General features: G+C 41.0%; 22 protein-coding genes, 1 tRNA gene, 2 pseudogenes and 2 riboswitches. Of the genes and pseudogenes, 12 read left to right on the forward strand and 13 right to left on the reverse strand.

Annotated features, from left to right (window positions below):
- The first annotated feature begins 92 nt into the window (after nt 1–92).
- Nucleotides 93–1,205 carry an SAM-dependent methyltransferase gene (locus JOC33_RS05890; protein ID WP_205091586.1) on the forward strand — a complete coding sequence of 371 codons (1,113 nt, stop codon included), beginning with the start codon at nt 93–95 and terminating at the stop codon, nt 1,203–1,205.
- A 17-nt stretch (nt 1,206–1,222) separates the two neighbouring features.
- On the opposite strand, the gene JOC33_RS05895 is transcribed toward JOC33_RS05890, so the two are convergent.
- Together JOC33_RS05895 and JOC33_RS05900 are read right to left on the reverse strand one after the other, a co-directional pair.
- Nucleotides 1,223–1,462, reverse strand: coding sequence for a DUF2626 domain-containing protein (locus JOC33_RS05895; RefSeq protein WP_205091587.1), 240 nt, complete (start codon nt 1,460–1,462; stop codon nt 1,223–1,225).
- Between the two features lie 78 nt (nt 1,463–1,540).
- Complete coding sequence (locus tag JOC33_RS05900; protein WP_205091588.1) at nt 1,541–2,233, reverse strand: helix-turn-helix transcriptional regulator; 693 nt, start codon at nt 2,231–2,233, stop codon at nt 1,541–1,543.
- Nucleotides 2,234–2,427: 194 nt separating this feature from the next.
- Here JOC33_RS05900 and JOC33_RS05905 point away from each other — a divergent pair, with 194 nt between their 5' ends.
- Nucleotides 2,428–2,811, forward strand: a complete 384-nt coding sequence (locus JOC33_RS05905; RefSeq protein WP_205091589.1) for a Spx/MgsR family RNA polymerase-binding regulatory protein — start codon at nt 2,428–2,430, stop codon at nt 2,809–2,811.
- 81 nt (nt 2,812–2,892) lie between these two features.
- Here JOC33_RS05905 and JOC33_RS05910 read toward each other — a convergent pair.
- The 8 genes from JOC33_RS05910 to comGA all read right to left on the reverse strand — a co-directional run bounded on the left by JOC33_RS05910 (nt 2,893) and on the right by comGA (nt 6,904).
- A tRNA-Gln gene (locus tag JOC33_RS05910) sits at nt 2,893–2,964 on the reverse strand.
- Nucleotides 2,965–3,052: 88 nt separating this feature from the next.
- The gene (locus JOC33_RS05915) at nt 3,053–3,430 is read right to left on the reverse strand and encodes a hypothetical protein (RefSeq protein WP_205091590.1); all 378 of its coding nucleotides are present in this window, start codon (nt 3,428–3,430) and stop codon (nt 3,053–3,055) included.
- Complete coding sequence (gene comGF / locus JOC33_RS05920; protein WP_205091591.1) at nt 3,393–3,848, reverse strand: competence type IV pilus minor pilin ComGF; 456 nt, start codon at nt 3,846–3,848, stop codon at nt 3,393–3,395. The genes JOC33_RS05915 and comGF overlap by 38 nt, the downstream gene beginning before the upstream one ends.
- Nucleotides 3,796–4,128: a type II secretion system protein gene (locus JOC33_RS05925; protein WP_205091592.1), complete on the reverse strand. Its 333-nt coding sequence runs from the start codon at nt 4,126–4,128 to the stop codon at nt 3,796–3,798. Before JOC33_RS05925 ends, comGF begins: the two co-directional genes overlap by 53 nt.
- Complete coding sequence (comGD, locus tag JOC33_RS05930) at nt 4,118–4,588, reverse strand: competence type IV pilus minor pilin ComGD (RefSeq protein ID WP_205091593.1); 471 nt, start codon at nt 4,586–4,588, stop codon at nt 4,118–4,120. Before comGD ends, JOC33_RS05925 begins: the two co-directional genes overlap by 11 nt.
- Entirely contained in the window at nt 4,542–4,853 is a 312-nt protein-coding gene (gene comGC, locus JOC33_RS05935) for a competence type IV pilus major pilin ComGC (protein ID WP_205091594.1), read from the reverse strand. Before comGC ends, comGD begins: the two co-directional genes overlap by 47 nt.
- A gap of 16 nt (nt 4,854–4,869) precedes the next feature.
- Entirely contained in the window at nt 4,870–5,934 is a 1,065-nt protein-coding gene (locus tag JOC33_RS05940; protein ID WP_205091595.1) for a type II secretion system F family protein, read from the reverse strand.
- Nucleotides 5,897–6,904 carry a competence type IV pilus ATPase ComGA gene (comGA, locus tag JOC33_RS05945; RefSeq protein WP_205091596.1) on the reverse strand — a complete coding sequence of 336 codons (1,008 nt, stop codon included), beginning with the start codon at nt 6,902–6,904 and terminating at the stop codon, nt 5,897–5,899. Before comGA ends, JOC33_RS05940 begins: the two co-directional genes overlap by 38 nt.
- Nucleotides 6,905–7,001: 97 nt before the next feature.
- On the opposite strand from comGA, the gene JOC33_RS05950 reads away from it, so the two are divergent.
- Nucleotides 7,002–7,496, forward strand: coding sequence for a shikimate kinase (locus JOC33_RS05950; protein ID WP_239534046.1), 495 nt, complete (start codon nt 7,002–7,004; stop codon nt 7,494–7,496).
- Nucleotides 7,497–7,543: 47 nt separating this feature from the next.
- Nucleotides 7,544–7,717, forward strand: a complete 174-nt coding sequence (locus JOC33_RS05955) for a YqzE family protein (RefSeq protein ID WP_205091597.1) — start codon at nt 7,544–7,546, stop codon at nt 7,715–7,717.
- A 20-nt stretch (nt 7,718–7,737) separates the two neighbouring features.
- Here JOC33_RS05955 and JOC33_RS05960 read toward each other — a convergent pair whose 3' ends face one another.
- On the reverse strand, nt 7,738–8,574 hold the full coding sequence (locus tag JOC33_RS05960; protein WP_205091598.1) for a YqhG family protein: 837 nt from the start codon (nt 8,572–8,574) through the stop codon (nt 7,738–7,740).
- Nucleotides 8,571–10,211, reverse strand: a complete 1,641-nt coding sequence (locus tag JOC33_RS05965) for a DEAD/DEAH box helicase (RefSeq protein WP_205091599.1) — start codon at nt 10,209–10,211, stop codon at nt 8,571–8,573. Before JOC33_RS05965 ends, JOC33_RS05960 begins: the two co-directional genes overlap by 4 nt.
- 154 nt (nt 10,212–10,365) lie before the next feature.
- A riboswitch (glycine riboswitch) is annotated at nt 10,366–10,455 on the forward strand.
- A gap of 3 nt (nt 10,456–10,458) precedes the next feature.
- A riboswitch (glycine riboswitch) is annotated at nt 10,459–10,557 on the forward strand.
- Nucleotides 10,558–10,627: 70 nt separating this feature from the next.
- Here JOC33_RS05965 and gcvT point away from each other — a divergent pair.
- From gcvT to gcvPB, 3 genes are read left to right on the forward strand one after another with little or no spacing between them, the layout of a single operon-like run.
- Complete coding sequence (gcvT, locus tag JOC33_RS05970) at nt 10,628–11,731, forward strand: glycine cleavage system aminomethyltransferase GcvT (protein ID WP_205091600.1); 1,104 nt, start codon at nt 10,628–10,630, stop codon at nt 11,729–11,731.
- A gap of 21 nt (nt 11,732–11,752) precedes the next feature.
- On the forward strand, nt 11,753–13,102 hold the full coding sequence (gcvPA, locus tag JOC33_RS05975; protein ID WP_205091601.1) for an aminomethyl-transferring glycine dehydrogenase subunit GcvPA: 1,350 nt from the start codon (nt 11,753–11,755) through the stop codon (nt 13,100–13,102).
- Complete coding sequence (gene gcvPB, locus JOC33_RS05980; protein ID WP_205091602.1) at nt 13,095–14,552, forward strand: aminomethyl-transferring glycine dehydrogenase subunit GcvPB; 1,458 nt, start codon at nt 13,095–13,097, stop codon at nt 14,550–14,552. Before gcvPA ends, gcvPB begins: the two co-directional genes overlap by 8 nt.
- Nucleotides 14,553–14,652: 100 nt before the next feature.
- Here the strand turns inward: gcvPB and JOC33_RS05985 are convergent, their stop codons facing one another.
- Nucleotides 14,653–15,024: a rhodanese-like domain-containing protein gene (locus JOC33_RS05985; protein ID WP_205091603.1), complete on the reverse strand. Its 372-nt coding sequence runs from the start codon at nt 15,022–15,024 to the stop codon at nt 14,653–14,655.
- Between the two features lie 419 nt (nt 15,025–15,443).
- On the opposite strand from JOC33_RS05985, the pseudogene JOC33_RS05990 reads away from it, so the two are divergent.
- The 5 genes and pseudogenes from JOC33_RS05990 to JOC33_RS06010 all read left to right on the forward strand — a co-directional run.
- Nucleotides 15,444–16,883: pseudogene (locus JOC33_RS05990) on the forward strand (vitamin B12-dependent ribonucleotide reductase); the annotation flags it as partial.
- A gap of 270 nt (nt 16,884–17,153) precedes the next feature.
- Nucleotides 17,154–18,281: pseudogene (locus JOC33_RS05995) on the forward strand (vitamin B12-dependent ribonucleotide reductase); the annotation flags it as partial.
- 636 nt (nt 18,282–18,917) lie between these two features.
- Nucleotides 18,918–19,952: a spore photoproduct lyase gene (gene splB / locus JOC33_RS06000; RefSeq protein ID WP_205091605.1), complete on the forward strand. Its 1,035-nt coding sequence runs from the start codon at nt 18,918–18,920 to the stop codon at nt 19,950–19,952.
- Nucleotides 19,953–20,036: 84 nt separating this feature from the next.
- Complete coding sequence (mntR, locus tag JOC33_RS06005; protein WP_205091606.1) at nt 20,037–20,465, forward strand: transcriptional regulator MntR; 429 nt, start codon at nt 20,037–20,039, stop codon at nt 20,463–20,465.
- A 130-nt stretch (nt 20,466–20,595) separates the two neighbouring features.
- Nucleotides 20,596–21,486 (forward strand): patatin-like phospholipase family protein, encoded by an 891-nt coding sequence (locus JOC33_RS06010; RefSeq protein ID WP_205091607.1) that lies wholly within the window; start codon nt 20,596–20,598, stop codon nt 21,484–21,486.
- Nucleotides 21,487–21,502 lie beyond the last annotated feature (16 nt).

The following is a 21,502-nucleotide window of genomic DNA, read 5'->3' on the forward strand; positions in this document are numbered from 1 at the left end:
GGGGGAAATCCCAAAATTTATTCATGAAAAGCTCATAAAAACCATTTATCCTTATTTACAATAACGTCATCAAGATGGAAAAGGGGACAGTAATGAAGGATATTATAAAGAAAGCGATTGAGAGTAACAATAAACATTCAATCGGTTATGATACCTTTATCGAGTTAGCATTATATCATTTTGAAAAAGGATATTACCAAACAGCTAAGGACAAAATCGGAAAAAGAGGGGATTTCTATACCTCGAGCAAAATAAATCCTGTTTTCGCACACGTACTTGCAGAGTTTTTCATCCATGTCCATGAGTTTCATGGTCTTCCATTGGCTATCTGCGAAATAGGAGGCGGGGACGGTTCATTTGCGTTGGATGTCATCGATATTTTTGAACAAAATGATAAAAATTTTTCCTATCACATAATTGAAAAGAGCCATTTTCATGCGGGAAAAATAAAAAACAGGGATCTTTCTGGGAAGATACATATCCATTCCTCTTTCTCCTCATTCAATCGAGCGGAGTCTCATTTCAAAGGAATTGTTTTTTCGAATGAATGGCTTGATGCCCAGCCAGTTAAAGTATATGAACAGAGAAATAACAGTTTGAAGGAGGTAAGAATTGCCGTAGATGACGAATCTGATTTTTTCGAAGTGATGCATCCTGTCCAGAAGAAAATGTCTGTTTATATGGAAAATACGTTAGGTCATTTATCGGAAGGGCAGCGGACAGAATTGCCTGTTTATATGGAAGATTGTGCAGAAGTTATCAGTTCCATTTTAGAATCAGGGGTCATCTTGACAATTGATTATGGTTACACAACTGATGAAAGGAGTCATCCGGCGAGAAGGGAAGGGAGTTTGAGAGGCTATCGCAACCATCAGCTTATTAAAAACATCCTTGAAGCCCCCGGGTCGATGGATATAACCCACCACGTCCAATGGGATTTATGGAAGGAAATATGTGAAAGTTTCGGTATTCATACTGTTTCGTTAATGAAACAAAGGGAGTTCCTGTTGGAAACGGGAATTTTGGGGAAGTTGATTCAGCATGATGATAATAACCCCTTTTCTTATGTTAATAAACGTAACAGGGCTATACGTTCCCTGATAATGGGGGAAGGAATCAGTTCTGCTTTTGACATTTGCGTGCAAGTGAAAAATTTTTCAAAAGAAATAATTCTCAACTACAAAAAAAATCCTGCTGACCGCTAGGGGCAGCAGGATTTTTTTTAATGGAATCCAGGGACCAGGATAAAGGTGGTGTAATACGTAAATCCGATCATAAACACCGTCAAGTATGCACCAAATATGTACATATACATACGTTCTGACAGTTTCAAATAGCTTACGGTAATGAAAAATGCTGTTTGAACTACGAATAATAAAGCCGATTCCATCATTTCGCCGACAAAAAACATGACAGCGAATAGTCCTGTCCAAAAGGCAAGCACGCGAAACATGCGATCCATGCTTCTCCCCCTCCTTCTCTCGATGAAACTATCATAGATATTATAAACGACCCAAGCGTGAATGTAAAATGAATCCTGTTATGCTTGTTTTAGTTCTGCTTTATATAAACAGCTTCCGCATCCATCCATTATAGTATGCTCTTCTGTCCAGATCATATCCTCGAATAATGCCTCGAACATCCCTTTAAGAAAGAATTCATGCATCAGACATACAATATCACTTTGTTTTTTAGCTATATCTTTAAATGGACAATTATTTACTTGAAATTTGAAAACGGAATCCGACACCGGTCGAAATTCCGGGTATAGACCGATCATCTCGGCAGCTGTTTTCATGATTTTTAATCTTTCTTCTTTAGATAGGGATGATCTAGAGGAAACACCGCTCCGTTGCATCATTTCTTTGCCGAATTTTTCCCCGGTTTTGTAGAGTGCCTGTTTTCCAGCCTCTCCCATTTCTGAGAAAGCCTCAATTGCAATTTGTGAGAGTAGTTTGTAATCACGGAAAGGGAAACTGAGCCCGATTTCTTCATGAGATAGTTGATATACCCTGCTAGGTCTTCCGCCTTTACCTGTCTTTTTAGACGAGGAAATCAGCATCTTCACATCCTCTAATTTGGAAAGATGCAGCCGTGCTACATTAGGATGTATTTCGAATACTTCTGCTATTTCCAGTACGGTTACCTCATTGTTTTTTTGAACGATGTATTCATAGATATAAAACCTTGTCGGGTCACTTAACACATTTGTTATTTTTAACGTGTTTTCCATGTTTTTCATTACTCCCTTCCATTCTACTTTAATTATAATGTTTATTTTGGAAATTAATAGCAGGAAGGTAATTTTGTTAAAAAACGTACACAAATGAAAAACTGAAAATATTTAGAAAACGTGAAGCAAATAATTATACAATAGTTAAACAATAATTGTACAATATAGGTACAAAACAAAAGGGAGCGAAGTATATGGATCAGTTGAAGTTTTTCAGTTACCCTAGTTGTACTTCTTGCAGACGTACGAAGTCCTGGTTGAAGGAACAAGGTGTCCAGTTTAAGGAGCGTCACCTTTTCAAGGAAACTCCAGACAAGGAAGAATTGACCCAAATATTGTCCCTGACAACAGAAGGTATAGATGAGATCCTTGCGACTAGAAGCAAGGAATTCAAATCCCTTGAAGTCGATATAAATTCGTTGACCTTGAATGAATTCATTGACCTGGTCATGAAAAAGCCTAAATTACTCAAACGGCCCATATTAACTGATGGTAAAAAGCTCGTAGTGGGATACGACGTAGAGGGGCTTCATAGCATTACTAAACATAAACCTGATTGGACCTTTAAAATATCGTAGAAGAAAGAGTGTCTCATTTGGGGCACTCTTTTCATATGAAAAAAAATCCGCCCTGTGTACAGGACAGATTAAAAAACTGAGCTGGGCTAGCTGGATTCGAACCAACGAATGACGGAATCAAAATCCGCTGCCTTACCGCTTGGCTATAGCCCAATAATTATGAGGTAATTTTATTATGAACGTGAGTTGAAGCTTTTATACATAAAAAATTTCCGGAGTATAAAACATACTCCGGATGTTCTTAAGGCATCACTTTTCTGATTATCGTGGTTTTCGTGCCTTTTTCGGTGGCAGCAGCAATCGTAATGAGATAATACCCCTTTTCTGTAATTTCATAACTAATATCTGTCCTGCCGTGTGGAAAAGTATAGACGATCTCTCCTATTGATGGAAAACCCTCCATGGTCCGTGAATCATAATTAAACTTCCCAATCCCTGACTGTACCAGTGAATGCAGTTCCATTTGTTCAATCTGTAATTTCGTGAACTTCTGGTGGTTTTCATATAACCTGATTGCTGCTGTAGTGGTTCCTAACAGTAGAAGGACTATTAAGAAGGAAGCTGGAAATATAAATCCGTTTTCACGGAATATTGTTTTTAACAATACTCTTCTTTTCATATTCTTCCCCTGCTTTCGAAGTGACAGTTGCTGTGAATAAGCTTCCAGAAAGGGTGAAATTAATCCCCTGTACAGAGTGAATGAGTATCTCATGGCCTGACCCATCTACTGTTCTGCGCACGGACCCCTGGTAAAATTCAATGGTTATATTTTCTCCTGTGTTTGAGGTGAAAGAAACTGCATTGGGCTTTATATCAGTTATTGAATTGTAGGATATTTCTTCTTCGAGAAAGGTGAAAAACTGTTGGATGTCTAATTCCTCTTCATAATCGTGTAAATCCATGAGCTTATAAATAGGTAAGAGGAAGGTAAACAGAATACTTACCATAGTAAGACATAGTAATGACTCTATGAGTGTATAACCGTCACATTTCTTTGTATCCATATATGCATAATTGCTCTCTTTTTTTCTTTTCATTATTCCATCCACCACATACCTTCAAGAGGTTATCTTTGTAAGAGTAATTAATGAGGAGAGTAATATTTTTCCCTTTTATTTGTTTATCAACAGGAACGCCAGGTTCTGAGATGGCAGCCTGCAATTCATTATTAATCAAAGATGAAGCATTTCTCCGCTCAGCAAGTACAGCCTCCTCCATTTTCACCTTCATAGCCACCGGTGTAATGGTCACGATAACCATGGTTATTATACTGAAGGCAAACATGGTCTCTAATAATGTGAAACCATTATATTTCATTAATATAAAACCTCCCTTTACCGAAAGGGAACACAATACGGTATGTGGTCGTATCTGTCCTGATTTCCATAATACCCGGAGTTTTAATGGTACCATCAAAAGAAAAGCGGATAGGAGACCGAAGTGTCATAAGTCGAAGGTTAATATGCGCTGGTATTCTTGCTTCTAATAATTTTGTTTGGTTAAGCGGATCATAAAGGTAATAATTGTCCATGGAAGGGAGGATATAAAACTCATACATTCGATTATCATGCATCGTCAATTTTTGTGCCAGGAGTACATCATCTTCCAATTGATGAAGAAATTGTTTAAGCTCTTTTTTTTCCATGATGGAATGCTGGACAGGAATTAATATTAACAATAAGACTGACCATATGGATAAAACAAGTATAGCCTCAATAAGTGTAAAGCCATTATGGGGTTGCTGGTGGCTCAGTGACTTTTCCGGTAGCGTCGTCATAGCCTAAAACTCCCCCACTTGGGCAATTCTGCTGTTCTAAATATCCCGCCGTTACTAACTCTTCTATTGAAGCGGGCAGGCTGCCATTATCAAGCTTATAAGCCTGTACTTGTGCTTCTGCGAGTTTTACCAGTGCTTCACACCCTTTTTCATTCACCATTTCATTATTTTCAGATAGGTTGGGAATGGTAATGATCAGTAACACGGATATGATAAGTAGAACGATCAGCATTTCAATTAGAGTAAAACCTTTCTCATTGTTCATATTTGTGGTTTCCCTTCTAAATGTTTTCCATCCATTCATACATCGGCAGCATGATTGATCCATAAATAAACAATATTACACCTGCAATCATTATAAAAAATAAAGGTTGTATTATCCCTAAGATCTTATTCAGCTTGTCTTTGGTCATTTCTGTCAGTATATCTGCGAGCATTGCCAAGTCTCTTGTCAATAAAGTCATATCTGCATTTTTATGAAACAAAGTGGTAAGCTCAGCACGAAGAAGGTTGCATTGCTGAATGGATTGGGCAAGACTTGCTCCTTGACTCAGACTCTCCAGCATGAGAGAAGCATAATAGGAAAGTATCGGGTAATGGTCCTGTTTTTCCATTAACTGAAGTGCCTCCTGTAAAGAAATTCCTGTAGCGAGCAGGGAATGGAAGTGGGTAGCGAATAAGAAAGTGACTTTCAATTGCTGGTAATCTTTCAATAAAGGGGTTTTCTCATATAGCTGGAGCCGACGAAATAGTGGGAGCGAGTCTTTTTTGGCGATCCAGATAATCACACCTGCCAGCAAGGAGACTAAGGTTATATTTAACATAAGCAACAGGATGTCGACAAAGTGGACTGCGGCAGTAAAAAACAGGGGTAAATGGCCATTGTTCTTAAGCAGGGAGGTAAAAGAAGGAAATATGGTCTGGTCGACAATAAACAACATTATCACGAGAAAAAAACTTAAAAACATCGGGTATCGAAGTATCTGTCTGAATTTGTGTATATATTCATGTTCAAGAAAAATCATATTGCTGCATTGCTGGAAAACCTGGTCCAAATTACGATGGATTCTGGCGAAAAAAAGAAAGGAAACTATTCTGTCTGAAAAGCCAGCCTGTTTGACAGCTTCGTCAACTGTATTCCCCTTACGGAGTTCAATGAGCATTGATTCCGTTATGTCCCGAAACTGCGCATCCCACGAAAGCATATCTAAGGCTTCTGATAAAGAATACCCTTTTGCCAGCAAATGACTGGTACGTTTCATAAAAAGAAGCTGTGTTTTTTGTGGAATCCCTTGCCATCCAACTTTTTCAAATAACCTCTTTTTCAGCAATAAAACCGTACGCATAAGCTTTTCTCCTTAAATGATCGAATGATTGAAATGGATAATTATCGGGGAGTGAATGGTGCTTAATTGCGTAGGAGAGTGTGTCGCCGTCTAAAAGCTCAAGAATAGCTGCTCTTTGTGGTAAATGAGTGGCACATTGAAGGGGGAGGAGGCGTTGGGAAGCTACAGACAACAGTGTTTGTTCCAGGTCGATGGTTTTAATTCCCATCTCCTTTAACCTTAGAATTGTTCCTATAGCATCTTTTGCATGGAGACTCGACAGCACAAGGTGGCCTGTCTGGGCAGCATGGAAAGCGAAATGCGCTGTTTGTTTATCTCTGATTTCTCCCACCATAATCAGATCGGGGTCATGGCGGAGGGCTGCTTTCAACCCGGCATCATAGCTGACACCGGCACGTTCATTCACTTGGACCTGAATTATGTTTTCCAAATTCTTTTCAATCGGATCTTCCAGTGTTATCGCCTGGTACGAGTGGGTCCCGATGAGCGCCTGCAGCAGTGCATACAAAGTTGTAGATTTTCCGCAGCCGGTCGGCCCGGTAAAGAGAATGATTCCGCTCTGATGGTTGAGCCATGATTGAATGTGATTATACTGAGAGGGAAAAAGGAAGAGCTTATCAAGGGAAAGCATGTCGCTTTGGGGGAGAATACGGATGGCAAGGCTTTCGTTTTCCTTTATAGGAAGGGTTGATAATCGCAATGCATATAATTCACCTTGATTCCGAAATGAAATCGAGCCATCCTGTGGCTTTTTTATTTCTCCAATGTCCATTCCGGATGTAAACTTGTAGTAAGATAACAATTTAGCGTAAACTGGATTAGTGATGGATGAATGGAATATTCGTCTGCCATGGATACGGAAGTGGATATCTACATTGTGGTGGTATGGAGAGAAATGGATGTCAGATGCTGTGGATTGGATAGCGGAAATGAGTAACTGGGTGGAAAGAGTAGCAGTGGACGTCTTCACTTACATATATCACCTCACTTATTAGTTATAAGATACATAATTCGACATTAAATTGAAAAATCCTGCAAATATTTTTAAAAAATTAGGAGTGAAAGAATTGAAGACAATTTTCTTAATAGGTTTTATGGGAAGTGGAAAAACAACAGTTGCGGAAATTTTATCTGAAAAGCTGTCGATGAAGCGTTTGGAAATGGATGAAGAAATTGAAAAACAGCAATCCATGAAAATACCGGAAATATTCGAGCAGTTCGGTGAAACCCACTTCCGCCTCCTAGAATCCGAATTACTGCAAAATATTCCGGAAACAGGCTTAATTGTTTCTACTGGCGGGGGTGTACCTATGAGGAATGAAAACAGGGAACTTCTCAAAAAAGGGACAGTTGTGTTTTTGGAAGCTGACTGGGAAGAAATTGTCCAAAGACTTCAAGGAAATAGTGGGCGCCCACTGTGGAACAATTCCGATGCTAAAGCTAAAAAGGACTTATTTGATGCACGCCAGACCGTGTATAAACAAACAGCGGATGTAGCGGTATCAGTCAATGGGAAATCACCGGAAACAATAGCTGATGAAATCACCCATGTATTGAAATAAGCTCTGCTGGTCATAATAGGGACAACCATGATTCAGGAGTGATTGGGATGTCCGGGAATGATTATGTGAAATTTGTTACCCAGGAACTAGTACGTTATATGAATCTTACCAAAGAAGAGAAAGTGAAGCGTAAGTCTCAAAAAGGAAGGTATACCAGGCAGCATACATTGTTTGGAATATTGCCAATGGCAGCAAAGATGCTATTTCGTAAAAATAAATGACAACTGCCCTCAATGCGGAATCATGTCCGTTTGAGGGCAGTTTTTTCATGACTTATCATTGTGTTTGCAGTTTCCTGTGTAAGATAGAACATTCCGCCATTTATAACCTCAATCGTAACGCGTGGAGTAAAGCGTCCCATTAAATCTTCCAATTCTTTCTCCAGCTGGCGGCGTTCTGCTTCGTTATCCTTATCTGTGAAGAATGCCTCAATTAATTTTCTTTCTTTTTCTCTGGCTACTAAAGTTTCTTGCACCCAGGTTTTGTCCTGTGCCTCGATATGCTCTTCAATAAACCGAAGGATTCTTCGGTAGCCACTTGCCACTTTAATCAATGGGGTCATCGGAAAAGTATAATCGGAAATGGTCGGTTCGAACTCGATGTTTTCTAATTTCTCCATAGCTGGGGAAAGTATGGTTCCATGAATGAGGTTCAATCCGACCGAGTGTGTTTCATCCTTTTTCTGTTTGCCAAAATAATGCACTTTAACATTAACTACAAGCCAGGGAATCATTGGGGCATGTATAGGTGAATGGTTTACTGTTTCATACAGTTTCGTGTATTTATTATTTTCAAGCAGATATTGATAAAATTGGCGGAGTCTAGGTGCGCCTGAATGGATATATTCCCCTTTTTCTTCCCTCAAAGACGGGTCAGTTATTAAAGTAAGCGACATCGGGTCTCCTTGCCGTCCCATTTTCTTAATATAGTGCCAATAAAAAGGTCTGTTCATTAACGCTTCATCCATTTCATCTGTTAATTGGATGACCAGTCTGCCGCTATTATCTTCTACAATCGGACACCCGTATTCTTGAAAAAAAGTCTTTATGAATTGGTAATGCTGTACTGCTTCGCTCATGAGGATGACCTCCATTGGCTTTTTGTATTGGAAATGACAGATGTCAGATTGTCCAGCTTAATCTTTGCTTCTCCGTGGCTTGTAGACTCTGACATGATTGCTTCCACTTCCATGCCTAAATCTTTGATGTCCAATTGTTCCAGTATATGATCCAACTCTCCAATAGCATTTTCAAACAATTGAATTTTGTCATATAACATATTCATGATGTGTTCTTCGATAGTGTTTCGGATAGCGAAGTTATAAATTTTTACATCTTGTTTCTGGCCAAATCTATGGATACGGCCGATACGCTGTTCCAATCGCATTGGGTTCCATGGAAGGTCATAATTGATCATATTTCGGCAGAATTGCAGGTTTATCCCCTCGCCGGCTGCCTCGGTTGCAATCATCACCTGTGCATGATCGCGGAACAATTGTTTCATCCAATCCTTTTTACCCCGTTTGAATCCCCCACGGAATGGGACGGAAGATATTCCATGCTGCTGCAAATACCATTGTAAGTATAATTGACTTGCTCGATATTCGGTGAAAACGATGAACTTTTCATCCGTTTGCTGAATGATTTCGACCATTTTTTGTGCTTTGGCATGATGGGGAAGCTGTTCAATTCCTTCTAGTAAATTCTTCAGATGGATTGCATTTTCATTAGCATCAATCTTTTCAAGCATCTGTTTGCTGGACATATAACATGCTTCTCTGGAAGAACAGAGTTCTTTAGCAAGCGTCAGATATGTGAAGGAAGGATGTGTACCTTTAATATTTTCCAGCTGATTGTATACCTGTTGTTCTTCTTCAGTGAATTGGATCCATTCCGTTTTCACCATCCGTTTTGTGTCAGAAAGACCGGTGTCTTCCCTGCGATTACGGATCATAACATTATTCACCAGTTGCTTTAAATGTACATTCCCTTCCATATTACCCAGCTTTTTACCATACTGCTTTTTAAAAGACGATAAATCGCCCAGGTATCCTGGCTTTAAAATGGAAACAAGATTGAATATGTCAGTGATCTTATTTTGAATAGGGGTGGCTGTCAATAGCAGGCAGTATTTTTTCTGCAGCTCTTTGACGAATTGAAAGTTTTTAGTTGCTGGATTTTTTAATTTATGCGCTTCATCGATAATCACAAGGTCATAAGCAGTATCCAGTATTTCCCGGTTGTGCGGTTCCCTTTTAGCCATATCAATCGACGTGACGATTATGTTGGCTTCTTTCCATGCAGGCTTCTTTCTGGGAGCATATGCCTGTATAAGAAACTTTTCATAGAGTTCCGTAACCCATTGGTTGACGAGTGAAGCTGGGGTAAGAATTAAAACTTTGCTAACCATACCGCGAATCATATATTCTTTTAACACAAGACCAGCTTCTATTGTCTTTCCGAGTCCAACCTCATCTGCAAGAATCGCCCGGCCTTGCATACGGTGTATGATATCCTCAGCAGCATCTCTCTGGTGCGGTAAGAGTTCAAGGTGAGGAAGATGGCTTAATGCAACAAGTCCTTCAAAGGATGGGACCGTTGCGTCCTCTGCCGCCTGATAAGCAAGTTTGAATTTTTCCCAGCTGCAAATTGACTCCGGGTTGGAAACCTGTTCTGCTAATTGTTCTCCGAATGTCTCATCCCGAATCACTTCCATTTGACGGTTCCCTCCTGTTTTTTATATAACATCAGCCTATAAAATTATCTTTTCAATCCTTATCGCCCATATGCTATAATATGATTGGTAATGTGACAGATTTTTCACATCTTTTTTGTTAGTATGCCCAATTGAAAAGATTATACAACTGCGAATGACTGCAGGGGGAGAGACTACCTGGTAGCGCCGAAGGAGCAAGCATACAGCATGTGAATCTCTCAGGCAAAAAGACCTCTGTGTGACGCAACTCTGGAGAGTGTTTACATTAGTAAACCACCCAAGAAGCAAACCTTGTCTATGGGCGATTAGATCCTGACAGGTGAAACTTTCTGGTGAATGGACAGAGATCCCTTGAACGTAACGGTGGGATTTCTGTCTTTTTTTGTCTTACAAAATCAAGAATTGGGAGTGATTGGATGTCAGAAGTAAAACGTACACCTTTATATGAAGAGTATGAGAAACACGGCGCAAAAACGATCGACTTTGGCGGCTGGGATCTGCCAGTACAGTTTTCAAGTATTAAAGAAGAACATGAAGCTACACGTACGGACGCCGGGTTATTCGATGTCTCTCATATGGGAGAAATCTTGGTAGAAGGACCTGAAAGTGAAAAGTTTCTTCAAAAGATGCTCACTAATGATGTTTCCAAGCTCGAACCAAAAAAAGCACAGTATACTATTATGTGCTATGAAAATGGCGGTACTGTGGACGACTTGATTGTTTATATGCTTGAAGAAGAAAAATACCTGTTAGTTGTTAATGCAGCCAATATTGAAAAGGATTTTGACTGGCTTAAGAAGCATGAAGATGAAAGAGTATCCATCACGAACAAATCAGATGACTATGTGCAGCTTGCCCTTCAAGGACCAAAAGCAGAACGTATCTTGCAAAAATTGACGGATACTGACCTTTCCACAATCAAATTTTTCCGTTTTGAGTCTCCTGTCAGTTTCAAAGGAATCGATGATCAAGCTATCGTATCCCGTACAGGTTACACGGGGGAAGATGGTTTTGAAATCTATCTTCCTAAAACATCTGGTCCCGTTCTTTGGAGAAAAATCCTTGAAGCAGGTGAACCGGAAGGCGCTAAGCCTATCGGATTAGGAGCAAGGGATACTTTGCGATTTGAAGCGAACCTGGCATTATATGGACAGGAATTGTCCCCGGAGATTTCTCCGCTTGAGGCAGGACTTTCCTTTGCGGTTAAACTGAAGAAAGAGGCTGATTTTATCGGCAAGGAAGCGTTGGTACAACAGAAGGAAGAGGGTCTGGAGCGTAAGCTTGTCGGCATTGAAATGATTGATAAAGGTATTCCGCGTACGGACTATAAAGTTCTGGATGGCGATAAGGAAATTGGATTTGTGACCACCGGAACCCAGTCACCGACTCTTGGCAAAAATGTTGGACTGGCTCTGCTTAACAAAGAATATACGGAGTTGGGTACAGAAGTAACAGTCCAAGTGAGAAAGCGCCAATTGAAAGCTGTAGTTGTTAAAACACCATTTTACAAGCGTGGATAAAGGAAAGGGTGGAAGTAGCATATGGAATTTCGATACTTGCCTATGACTGAAAGAGACAAACAAGAAATGCTGGATACGATTGGTATCAAACACACCGATGAACTGTTTGCCGATATTCCTGAAAAAGTACGTTTTAAAGGGGAATTGGATATTAAGCCGCCGGCAAATGAGTTTTCTCTCATGAAAGAATTGACACAGATGGCTGATAAGAATGTCAATACTAAATCCCATACATCCTTCCTAGGGGCTGGAGTATATGATCATTATATCCCTTCCATCGTTGACCATGTCATTTCCCGATCTGAATTTTACACGGCATACACACCATATCAGCCGGAAATCTCTCAAGGGGAATTACAGGCGATATTTGAATTCCAGACGATGATATGTGAATTGACAGCAATGGATGTAGCAAATTCATCTATGTATGACGGAGGGACTGCACTTGCAGAAGCTGTTAATTTGAGCGCAGGCACGACTAAGAAAAAGAAAGTTATCGTTTCTAAAACAGTCCATCCTGAATCAAGGGCGGTCATTCAGGCTTATGCGAATGGCCCGGGAGTTGAAATAGTTGAAATCGGGCACAAAGATGGACTAACAGATCTAGAAGCGCTTGAAGCGGAGATTGATGAGGATACGGCAGGAGTCGTCATTCAATATCCGAACTTCTTCGGGCAAATTGAGCCTCTGGATAAAGTGAAAGAAATCCTGGCTGAACAGAAGAAAGCAATGATGATTGTATCGAGTAATCCTCTTGCACTTGGTTACCTGACACCCCCCGGTGAATTCGGTGCAGATATTGTTGTCGGGGATGCTCAGGTATTCGGTATTCCTGCACAGTTTGGCGGCCCGCATTGTGGATATTTCGCGACATCGAAGAAACTGATGCGGAAAGTGCCTGGCAGACTGGTCGGGCAAACGACTGATGAAGAAGGCAGACGTGGATTTGTATTGACACTACAAGCAAGAGAACAGCACATCCGGAGGGACAAGGCGACTTCCAATATTTGCTCGAATCAGGCTTTAAATGCTCTCGCCTCTTCTGTTGCTATGTCATCATTAGGCAAACAGGGGCTTAAGAAGATGTCATGGATCAACATACAGAAAACAGCTTATATGAAGCAGGCGCTAAAAAACCAAAACATACAGGTTCCATTTGATGGTGCATTTTATAATGAACTCGTCGTAAAACTGGACACGGATATCCAGTCCGCTAATCGCCGTCTGTTGGAAAAGGGGATTATCGGAGGTTATGATCTTGGTCAGGATTATGCTGAGCTTGAAGGCCATATGCTGATTGCGGTAACGGAAATCCGCACGAAAGAAGAAATGGATAATTTCGTAAAAGAATTGGGGGATATACATGGCTAACCAAGACTTTCCGTTAATATTTGAGCTTAGTCAAGAGAGCCGGACTGGTTTCAGTCTTCCGGAAATGGATGTACCAGAAGTTGAATTGCCAATGGACGATGTGTATGTACGTAAAGAGGCAGCTGACTTGCCGGAAGTTAGCGAATTGCAGATTATGCGCCATTACACCGCTCTGTCGAAGCGGAACCATGGTGTGGATTCTGGTTTCTATCCACTAGGTTCCTGTACGATGAAATATAACCCAAAGATGAATGAAGATGTAGCACGTTTGACTGGATTTAGTCATATCCACCCTCACCAGCCGGAAGAAAGTGTCCAGGGGGCAATGGGATTGTTGTATGATTTGCAGACGACATTAGCTTCCATTACTGGAATGCATACTGTCACCCTGCAACCGGCTGCAGGCGCGCATGGCGAATGGACCGGTTTGATGATGATTCGTGCTTTTCATGAGGAAAATGGCGACTATAATCGAACGAAGGTTATTGTTCCTGATTCTGCCCATGGGACAAACCCGGCCTCAGCTACTGTTGCGGGTTTTGAAGCAGTTACCGTTAAATCGGATGAGCATGGTCTCGTTGATTTAGAAGATTTAAAAAGAGTAGTCGGAGATGATACGGCTGCCCTGATGCTGACAAATCCAAATACACTTGGTTTATTTGAAGAACATATTCTGGAAATGGCAGAAATCATTCATGAAGCTGGAGGAAAGCTTTACTATGATGGAGCCAATCTGAATGCCATTCTAGGATATGCCCGTCCAGGGGACATGGGCTTTGATGTCGTCCATCTTAATCTGCACAAGACCTTTACAGGACCCCATGGCGGCGGCGGTCCCGGTTCCGGCCCGGTAGGTGTTACAGAGGAAATGGTGCCGTACCTTCCGAAACCGTTGCTAGCAAAGAAAGGTGATAAGTTTGTATTTGATTATGAATGTCCTAAATCAATTGGCAGAGTAAAACCCTATTATGGAAACTTTGGCATCAACGTACGGGCTTACACCTACATCCGTACTATGGGGGCAGAGGGGCTTAAAAAGGTTAGTGAATATGCAGTGTTGAATGCCAATTATATGATGCGGCGCTTACAGGAAGAGTATGAATTGCCATTTACGCAGCATTGTAAGCATGAATTCGTCATTTCTGGTAAACGCCAAAAAAAACTAGGGGTCAGGACATTGGATATAGCCAAAAGACTGCTTGACTTCGGATACCATCCACCGACTATCTACTTCCCATTAAATGTAGAAGAAGCGCTGATGGTAGAGCCGACTGAGACAGAGTCAAAAGAAACACTGGATGCTTTTATTGAGGCAATGCTACAGATATCAAATGAGGCTAAAGAAGATCCGGAAATTGTCCAGGAGGCGCCTCATACCACAATTGTGAAGCGGATGGATGAAACAACAGCAGCACGGAAACCGGTTTTACGTTATATTAAAGAAGGTTAATATAAAAAAGATATAGTAAAGGGTTCTTTAACCGTCTGGTTAAGGAACCCTTTTTCTTTACCTAAAAAAGTGGCCAGTAGTTGGCCACTCAAAAGATTTTTTATCCTGTTTTTATTTTACCGCCCCAGCGTTTAAAGCCGCCTTTCAGCTGGTTGATATCCCTGTAGCCTTTTTTGTGGAGAAGCATTGCAGCTCTGGCTGACCTGGCACCGCTTTGACAGTACAAATAGATTGGTTGATCCTTTCTAAGCTCAGTCAATCGATGGTTCATCTGGGAAAGTGGTATATTTCGTGCACCAAGAATGTGACCGCCTTTGAATTCCTTCGGTTCCCGAATATCAATCAATTGAGCTTTCCGGTAACCTTGACGAAACTCGTCTTCTGTCAGAGTGGTCATTATTTTCCGCGCTTTAAAGTATCTATACAATCCGAACGCAATTAAAATGACAATTAATCCAATCAATAATTCCATCTAGCATATACCCCCATTTTTTCTATTACCTATTCTATTATATGTATGATAGCATAACTTTTCAAAATGTTTTTACCCCGGAAGGCGTGAGATACGAATACTTTTTGCGTATTCTATTTAGAAAACAGGCGCTATTTTTGTCGAAAATTGCAAATGATAAAAAAGGTTGAATAGAGATTAAATTACCGAGATATCTTCTGTTTTCTCCCTTTCTCTACTGTTATTGCCGGATTTTATGATTGACAAATTGCTTTCTTTTCGTTCTGAACACAATATCTGGTGTTTTTTTATAAATTTAAACACAATATATTGATTAAGATTCTCTCAGTGTGGTATCTTACTTATAGATTAATAAAATACCGACAACAAGAAGAATACCATCAATCAGAGATAAAATAAATAGTGAAGGAGAGATTCAAATGTCGACTGTTGCCGAATCTCATACCAAAATTAATGTAGAACGACTCAATCAGGATATTCGTCAATTCCCTCAAGTACATGAAATCACATCAGATATGCAAATCTCCCATAAAGGTGTATCCCGGCTGGTCATGCTCGATCGTTATGCTTTTAAAGATACTGAGCGTTTGACACTAGGGGAAGGGGATTTTGTCGTATTGACTGTCAAAGAGGATCCTAATTTTCCAGCAAGAGGTTTAGGGTTCATTGAATCAATCGACTGGGAAAAAAAGCAGGCAAAAGTAAAAGTTGAGCAGGAATTCGTCAATGTCCTTGATAAAGAAAAAGAGCGGGAAACAGGAATGGTCACCCGTAACCTTGATACAATTGATAAACCGCTGGAAATTTTCTATGAGCAGATTGCCATGCGGAATGCAACTGGTTTGGCTGCTGTGGAAACAGCTCCTGAGAAAAAGGAAACTTGGCAAAAAGAGTTTTATCGGGAGCTGTCAGATTTGAATTTCATTCCTGCTGGACGTGTATTATACGGGGCAGGAGCTAACACGGACGTCACTTACTTTAACTGTTATGTCATGCCGTTTGTTCAGGATTCCCGTGAAGGAATCTCTGATCATCGAAAACAAGTAATGGAAATCATGTCACGCGGTGGCGGAGTTGGAACAAATGGATCAACCCTCAGACCAAGAAATGCACTTGCCAGAGGGGTGAATGGTAAATCTTCCGGATCTGTTTCCTGGCTCGACGATATTGCAAAACTGACACATCTCGTTGAGCAAGGCGGGTCTAGACGTGGCGCACAAATGATTATGCTCGCCGATTGGCACCCGGATGTTTTGGAATTCATTATTTCAAAAATGCAGAACCCGAGAATTCTCCGGTTCCTTATTGAAAATACAGAGGACGAGCAAATAAAGCATCTCGCTCAGGAAAAATTGAAGTTCACTCCTTTGACAGAAACAGAACGTGACTTGTATCAAAGTGTTGTAAATTATAAAAGTATGCCTGGTTATGGCGGGTTTACCGAGCAGTCGATTCGCGAAGCAGAGGAGAAGCTGTTAACAGGAGGAACGTATACCGTCCACAATTCCGACTTCCTGACTGGTGCGAATATCTCTGTTTGTATCACTAAGGAATTCATGGATGCAGTTGAAAATGATGAATACTATCAGCTCCGTTTTCCTGATGTCGAAAATTATTCCGCCGAAGAAATGAAAGAATATAACGAGCATTGGCATCAAGTAGGCGATGTCAGAGAGTGGGAGGCAAAAGGTTACGATGTACGCATTCATCGCAGGATGAGAGCGAAGGAGCTATGGAATCTGATTAATATCTGTGCAACTTATTCTGCCGAGCCTGGTATTTTCTTCATCGATAACGCCAACGACAAAACGAATGCTACTGCTTATGGCCAAAAAGTTGTAGCAACAAATCCGTGTGGTAGCGCAGCGTAGTTTGCCTCACGTTAAAAACTCCGGAATAAAGCGGGAACCCTGAGAAGGGAATCCGAACCGAAGGCAGGCTGTAAAAAGCCGGTCAGGGGCAACGCATAGGTGGTGAACCTCGGAGCTTACGAGAATATAATCCACCCACGAGGCCGGAGCGTTACCCAAACAGTCAGTATATGCTGGGGTAATGAAAAGATATGCTGAACTTACACGAATAGGAAGTGTAAGAAGTAAAGGATAAAAAGCCTTTACGATAACAATCTGGAACAACCGCTCGCTCCTTATTCTGTCTGTAACCTTGCGGCAGTCAACCTTGCGGCTATGGCGGATAAGGAAAATAAAACCATTAACTATGAGAAATTGAAGCAGACTGTAGAAACAGGAGTGCGTCTGCAGGATAATGTTATCGATGCAACCCCGTATTTCCTTGAAGAAAACAGGAAACAGGCACTTGGAGAGCGTCGTGTCGGACTAGGTGTAATGGGGCTTCACGATTTATTGATTTATTGTGAAACAGAGTATGGCTCAAAAGAGGGTAATGCGCTAGTCGATGAAATCTTTGAAACGATTGCCACTACTGCTTACCGTGCCTCTGTTGAATTGGCGAAAGAAAAAGGCAGCTTCCCGTTTTTAATTGGGGAAACCAATGAGGACACAAAAGCTTTGCGAGAGCAGTTTATTAATACCGGCTATATGAAACAAATGCCAGAAGATATCCGTAATGATATCTTGGAATATGGAATTCGTAACTCCCATCTACTGACTGTGGCACCGACTGGAAGTACAGGAACAATGGTTGGGGTATCTACTGGATTGGAACCTTATTTCTCCTTCTCCTATTACCGAAGTGGACGTTTAGGGAAATTTATCGAAGTGAAAGCAGATATTGTTCGGGAATACCTTGACGGACACCCGGAACAGGACCCCGACAATCTGCCGGATTGGTTTGTAACGGCAATGGGGTTATCTCCAGAGGCCCATGCGGACACACAATGTGTCATCCAGCGCTGGGTGGACAGCTCTATTTCTAAAACGGTCAATGCACCAAAAGGCTATTCTGTTGAACAGGTAGAAAGTGTTTATCAGCGCCTATATCGAGGCGGTGCTAAAGGCGGAACTGTTTACGTCGATGGCAGCCGAGATTCTCAGGTATTAACCCTTAAGGCAGAAGAGAATGACTTTGAAGGGGAACAAACCGAATTGGAATTTGATGAAGATAAGAAACCTCGTGTTGTGTTGATGGATACGGTCCAGGAATTAACCAAAACGGATGTCACGATCGGTTCTGAGGTCGGTAATACTTGCCCAGTATGCCGTAAAGGTAAAGTAGAGGATATTGGCGGGTGCAACACATGTACAAATTGTAATGCCCAGCTAAAATGTGGACTTTAAACGCCAAAACAAGCCTTGCAGAAATATACAAGGCCCCTGGAAACGGAATGTTTATTTAATGTGTTTTTAAAAAAGCAGCCGATCTTCGAGTGATAAAGAGCGTCACGGCGAGGGTCGGTTTATGCTTATCAGTGAAAAACCACGATGAAATTAATTTTCATCGTGGTTTTTTCGTATGTAAAAAAAGAATTTTTTTGCATTGTGATTGCCGGTCTGGGCAGGGAAAAGATGAGATTCCTACGGGAGAGGTAAGGCTGACGATGCCCCCAGGAGCAAAGTCAGAGGAGACTTGCCATCTTCGCCGTGGAAAGGGAATCGTTTTCCTGCCCTACTTGCTACATTATCAATAAAACAGAAAAGGTGCCTCAATTAGTCTAATTACAGATTTATGGGACAGCCCTTTTTATATTGGCGGCAGTTAAAGTTTATAAAGATTAACGGTTATATCATGGTTAATTCCACGAATAGCGAGAGACTGTGCCCGCGGCAAGCATCCGCCGGCAAGCGATTCCTGAGAACCAACAACAAATTTTAAACGTCTCCTTTTGATTATAAATTTTCCTGCAGGGCTTTTTTAATTTCCATTAATCGCTTCCCTTGTTTTAACCCATACTAAAAAGAAAAAGGAGACCTGTCATGATAAAGCCATTTATCCCTGAGCTGGTTTATATAGAACCCCGGGCACTAGAATTTGAGCAAGGAAAAATTCTCCATGACAAATTTTCGGAAATGGGGATTGAAATAAGGGAAACAACTTCTCACAATCAGGTTAGAGGGATTCCCGGAGCAAATGAGTTTCAAAAATATAAAAACGCCAAAAACACGCTGGCTATAGGCGTCAGAAAGACATTGGAATTTGATACCTCCAAGCCTTCTGCCGAATATGCCATCCCTTTAGCTACCGGATGCATGGGTCATTGTCATTATTGCTACTTGCAGACGACTTTGGGGAGCAAGCCATATATACGGACCTATGTAAATCTTGAAGAAATATTCGATCAGGCTAAAAAATATATGGATGAAAGAAAGCCAGAGTTAACAAGGTTTGAAGCGGCTTGTACCTCAGATATTGTTGGAATTGACCATCTGACGCATTCCTTGAAAAAAGCCGTCGAGTATATCGGCCAGCAGAAATACGGAAGGTTAAGGTTTGTGACAAAATATCATTACGTTGATCATTTACTTGATGCCGAACATAACGGTCATACAAGATTCAGGTTCAGTATAAATGCCGATTTTGTTATTAAATATATGGAGCCGGGTACATCCCCGCTGGATCTTAGAATTGAAGCAGCGAAGAAGGTGTTAGCAGCGGGATATCCATCGGGTTTTATCGTAGCACCTATTTATGTTCATGATGGATGGGAAGAAGGATATTATCAGATGTTTCAAAAGCTTCATGACCAATTGAAGGATGTTGACTATGACGAAGAGAATCTTACCTTCGAACTTATCCAGCATCGTTTCACAAAGCCCGCTAAACGGGTGATTGAACAGCGTTATCCCAAATCAAAGCTTGAAATGAATGAAGAAGAACGTAAATATAAGTGGGGAAGGTACGGCATTGGAAAATATGTATATCCCACGGAAACCCAAGACAAACTGAAGGATACAATTTCAGCCTATACCAAAGAGTTTTTCCCCGATAGCACCATCAGTTACTTCACGTGATGATTCTTGTCACAGGCTGCAAACTGTTGTATCATTTTCATGAATACAACTGTTACCAAAATGGCACAGTATTGGGGGATTAGCATGCCGACACCTAGCATGGAGGATTACATTGAACAGATATATATGCTCATTGAAGATAAGGGTTATGCAAGAGTTTCTGATATAGCCGAGGCATTGAATGTCCACCCATCTTCCGTGACTAAAATGGTTCAAAAATTAGATCGCGATCAATACCTGAATTATGAAAAATATAGAGGATTTGTACTTACCGCCAAAGGTAAAAAGATCGGCAAAAGACTTGTATACCGCCATGAACTGCTAGAACAGTTTCTGGAAACGATCGGTGTAGACAAAGATAAAATATACGAAGATGTAGAAGGTATTGAACACCATTTGAGCTGGAATTCCATCGACAGAATCGGTGATTTACTTCAATATTTTGAGGAAGACAAATCGCGAGTGAAGGGACTTAGAAAAGTACAGGAGAATAACGAAAAGGAAACATCATGATCGTGACAGGACACACCTATTGAAAGGTGTGTCTTTTTATTCATAGACATGCACCCATTGAAGGATTTTGGTTCTATAAGCCTCCTCATCTTTCTATATATGAACAAACGACATCATGAGGAGGGCGCTTATGAAGATTGATGGAGTATTCTCAGGCGGAGGCGTTAAGGCGCTTGCATTTGTAGGAGCTTTGCAGGCAGTCGAAAATAAAGGATACTCCTTCAAACGTGTGGCGGGAACTTCTGCCGGTGCAATCACAGCCAGTCTTCTGGCAGCCGGCTACAAGCTTGATGAATTGGAGCAAGTACTTAGGCAGCTCGACTTCGAAACCTTCGTAGACCCTCCCATGCTGGACCGTATCCTTCCATTTTCCAAGTGGCTTTTGCTATATATAAGAATGGGCCTTTATAAAGGAGAGCGCTTAGAACGGTGGTTATATGACCAACTGGCGGCAAAGGGAGTTTATACATTTCGGGACCTGCCTCATGGATCATTAAAGGTTATTTGTTCAGACTTAACACTGGGGAGGATACTTGTAATTCCCGATGATTTAGAGAGCTACTATAATATTGATCCTGATAGATTTCCTGTCGCTAAGGCAGTAAGGATGAGTGCTGGACTTCCATACTTTTTTATGCCCGTAAAAATACAGGGGAAATTTTCGATGAAATCATTGATTGTCGATGGAGGATTGCTAAGTAATTTTCCTGTCTGGGCTTTAGAAAAGAGAGACGGGATACGCATCAGGCCAATCCTCGGCATGAAGCTGAGTAATCCTCCAAGCCATTTTCCTAAACGGAAAATTACCAATTCGATCGAAATGTTTCATGCTTTATTCTCTACAATGAAACAAGCCCACGATGCAAGGTATATCTCCAAAGCGAAACGGGCTGATATCATCTTCATCCCTGTCACGTCAGTTGATACTACCGATTTCAAATTGACAGATTTACAAAAAGAGCAATTGATCGATTTAGGCAGGGAGCATGCCGAGAAATTTTTAGGTCATTGGAGAAAATAGGAAAACCGAGCCGCAT

Origin of the sequence: Thalassobacillus pellis, assembly GCF_016908295.1 — a bacterium.
In the GTDB taxonomy this organism is placed as follows: Bacteria; Bacillota; Bacilli; order Bacillales; family Halobacillaceae; genus Thalassobacillus; species Thalassobacillus pellis.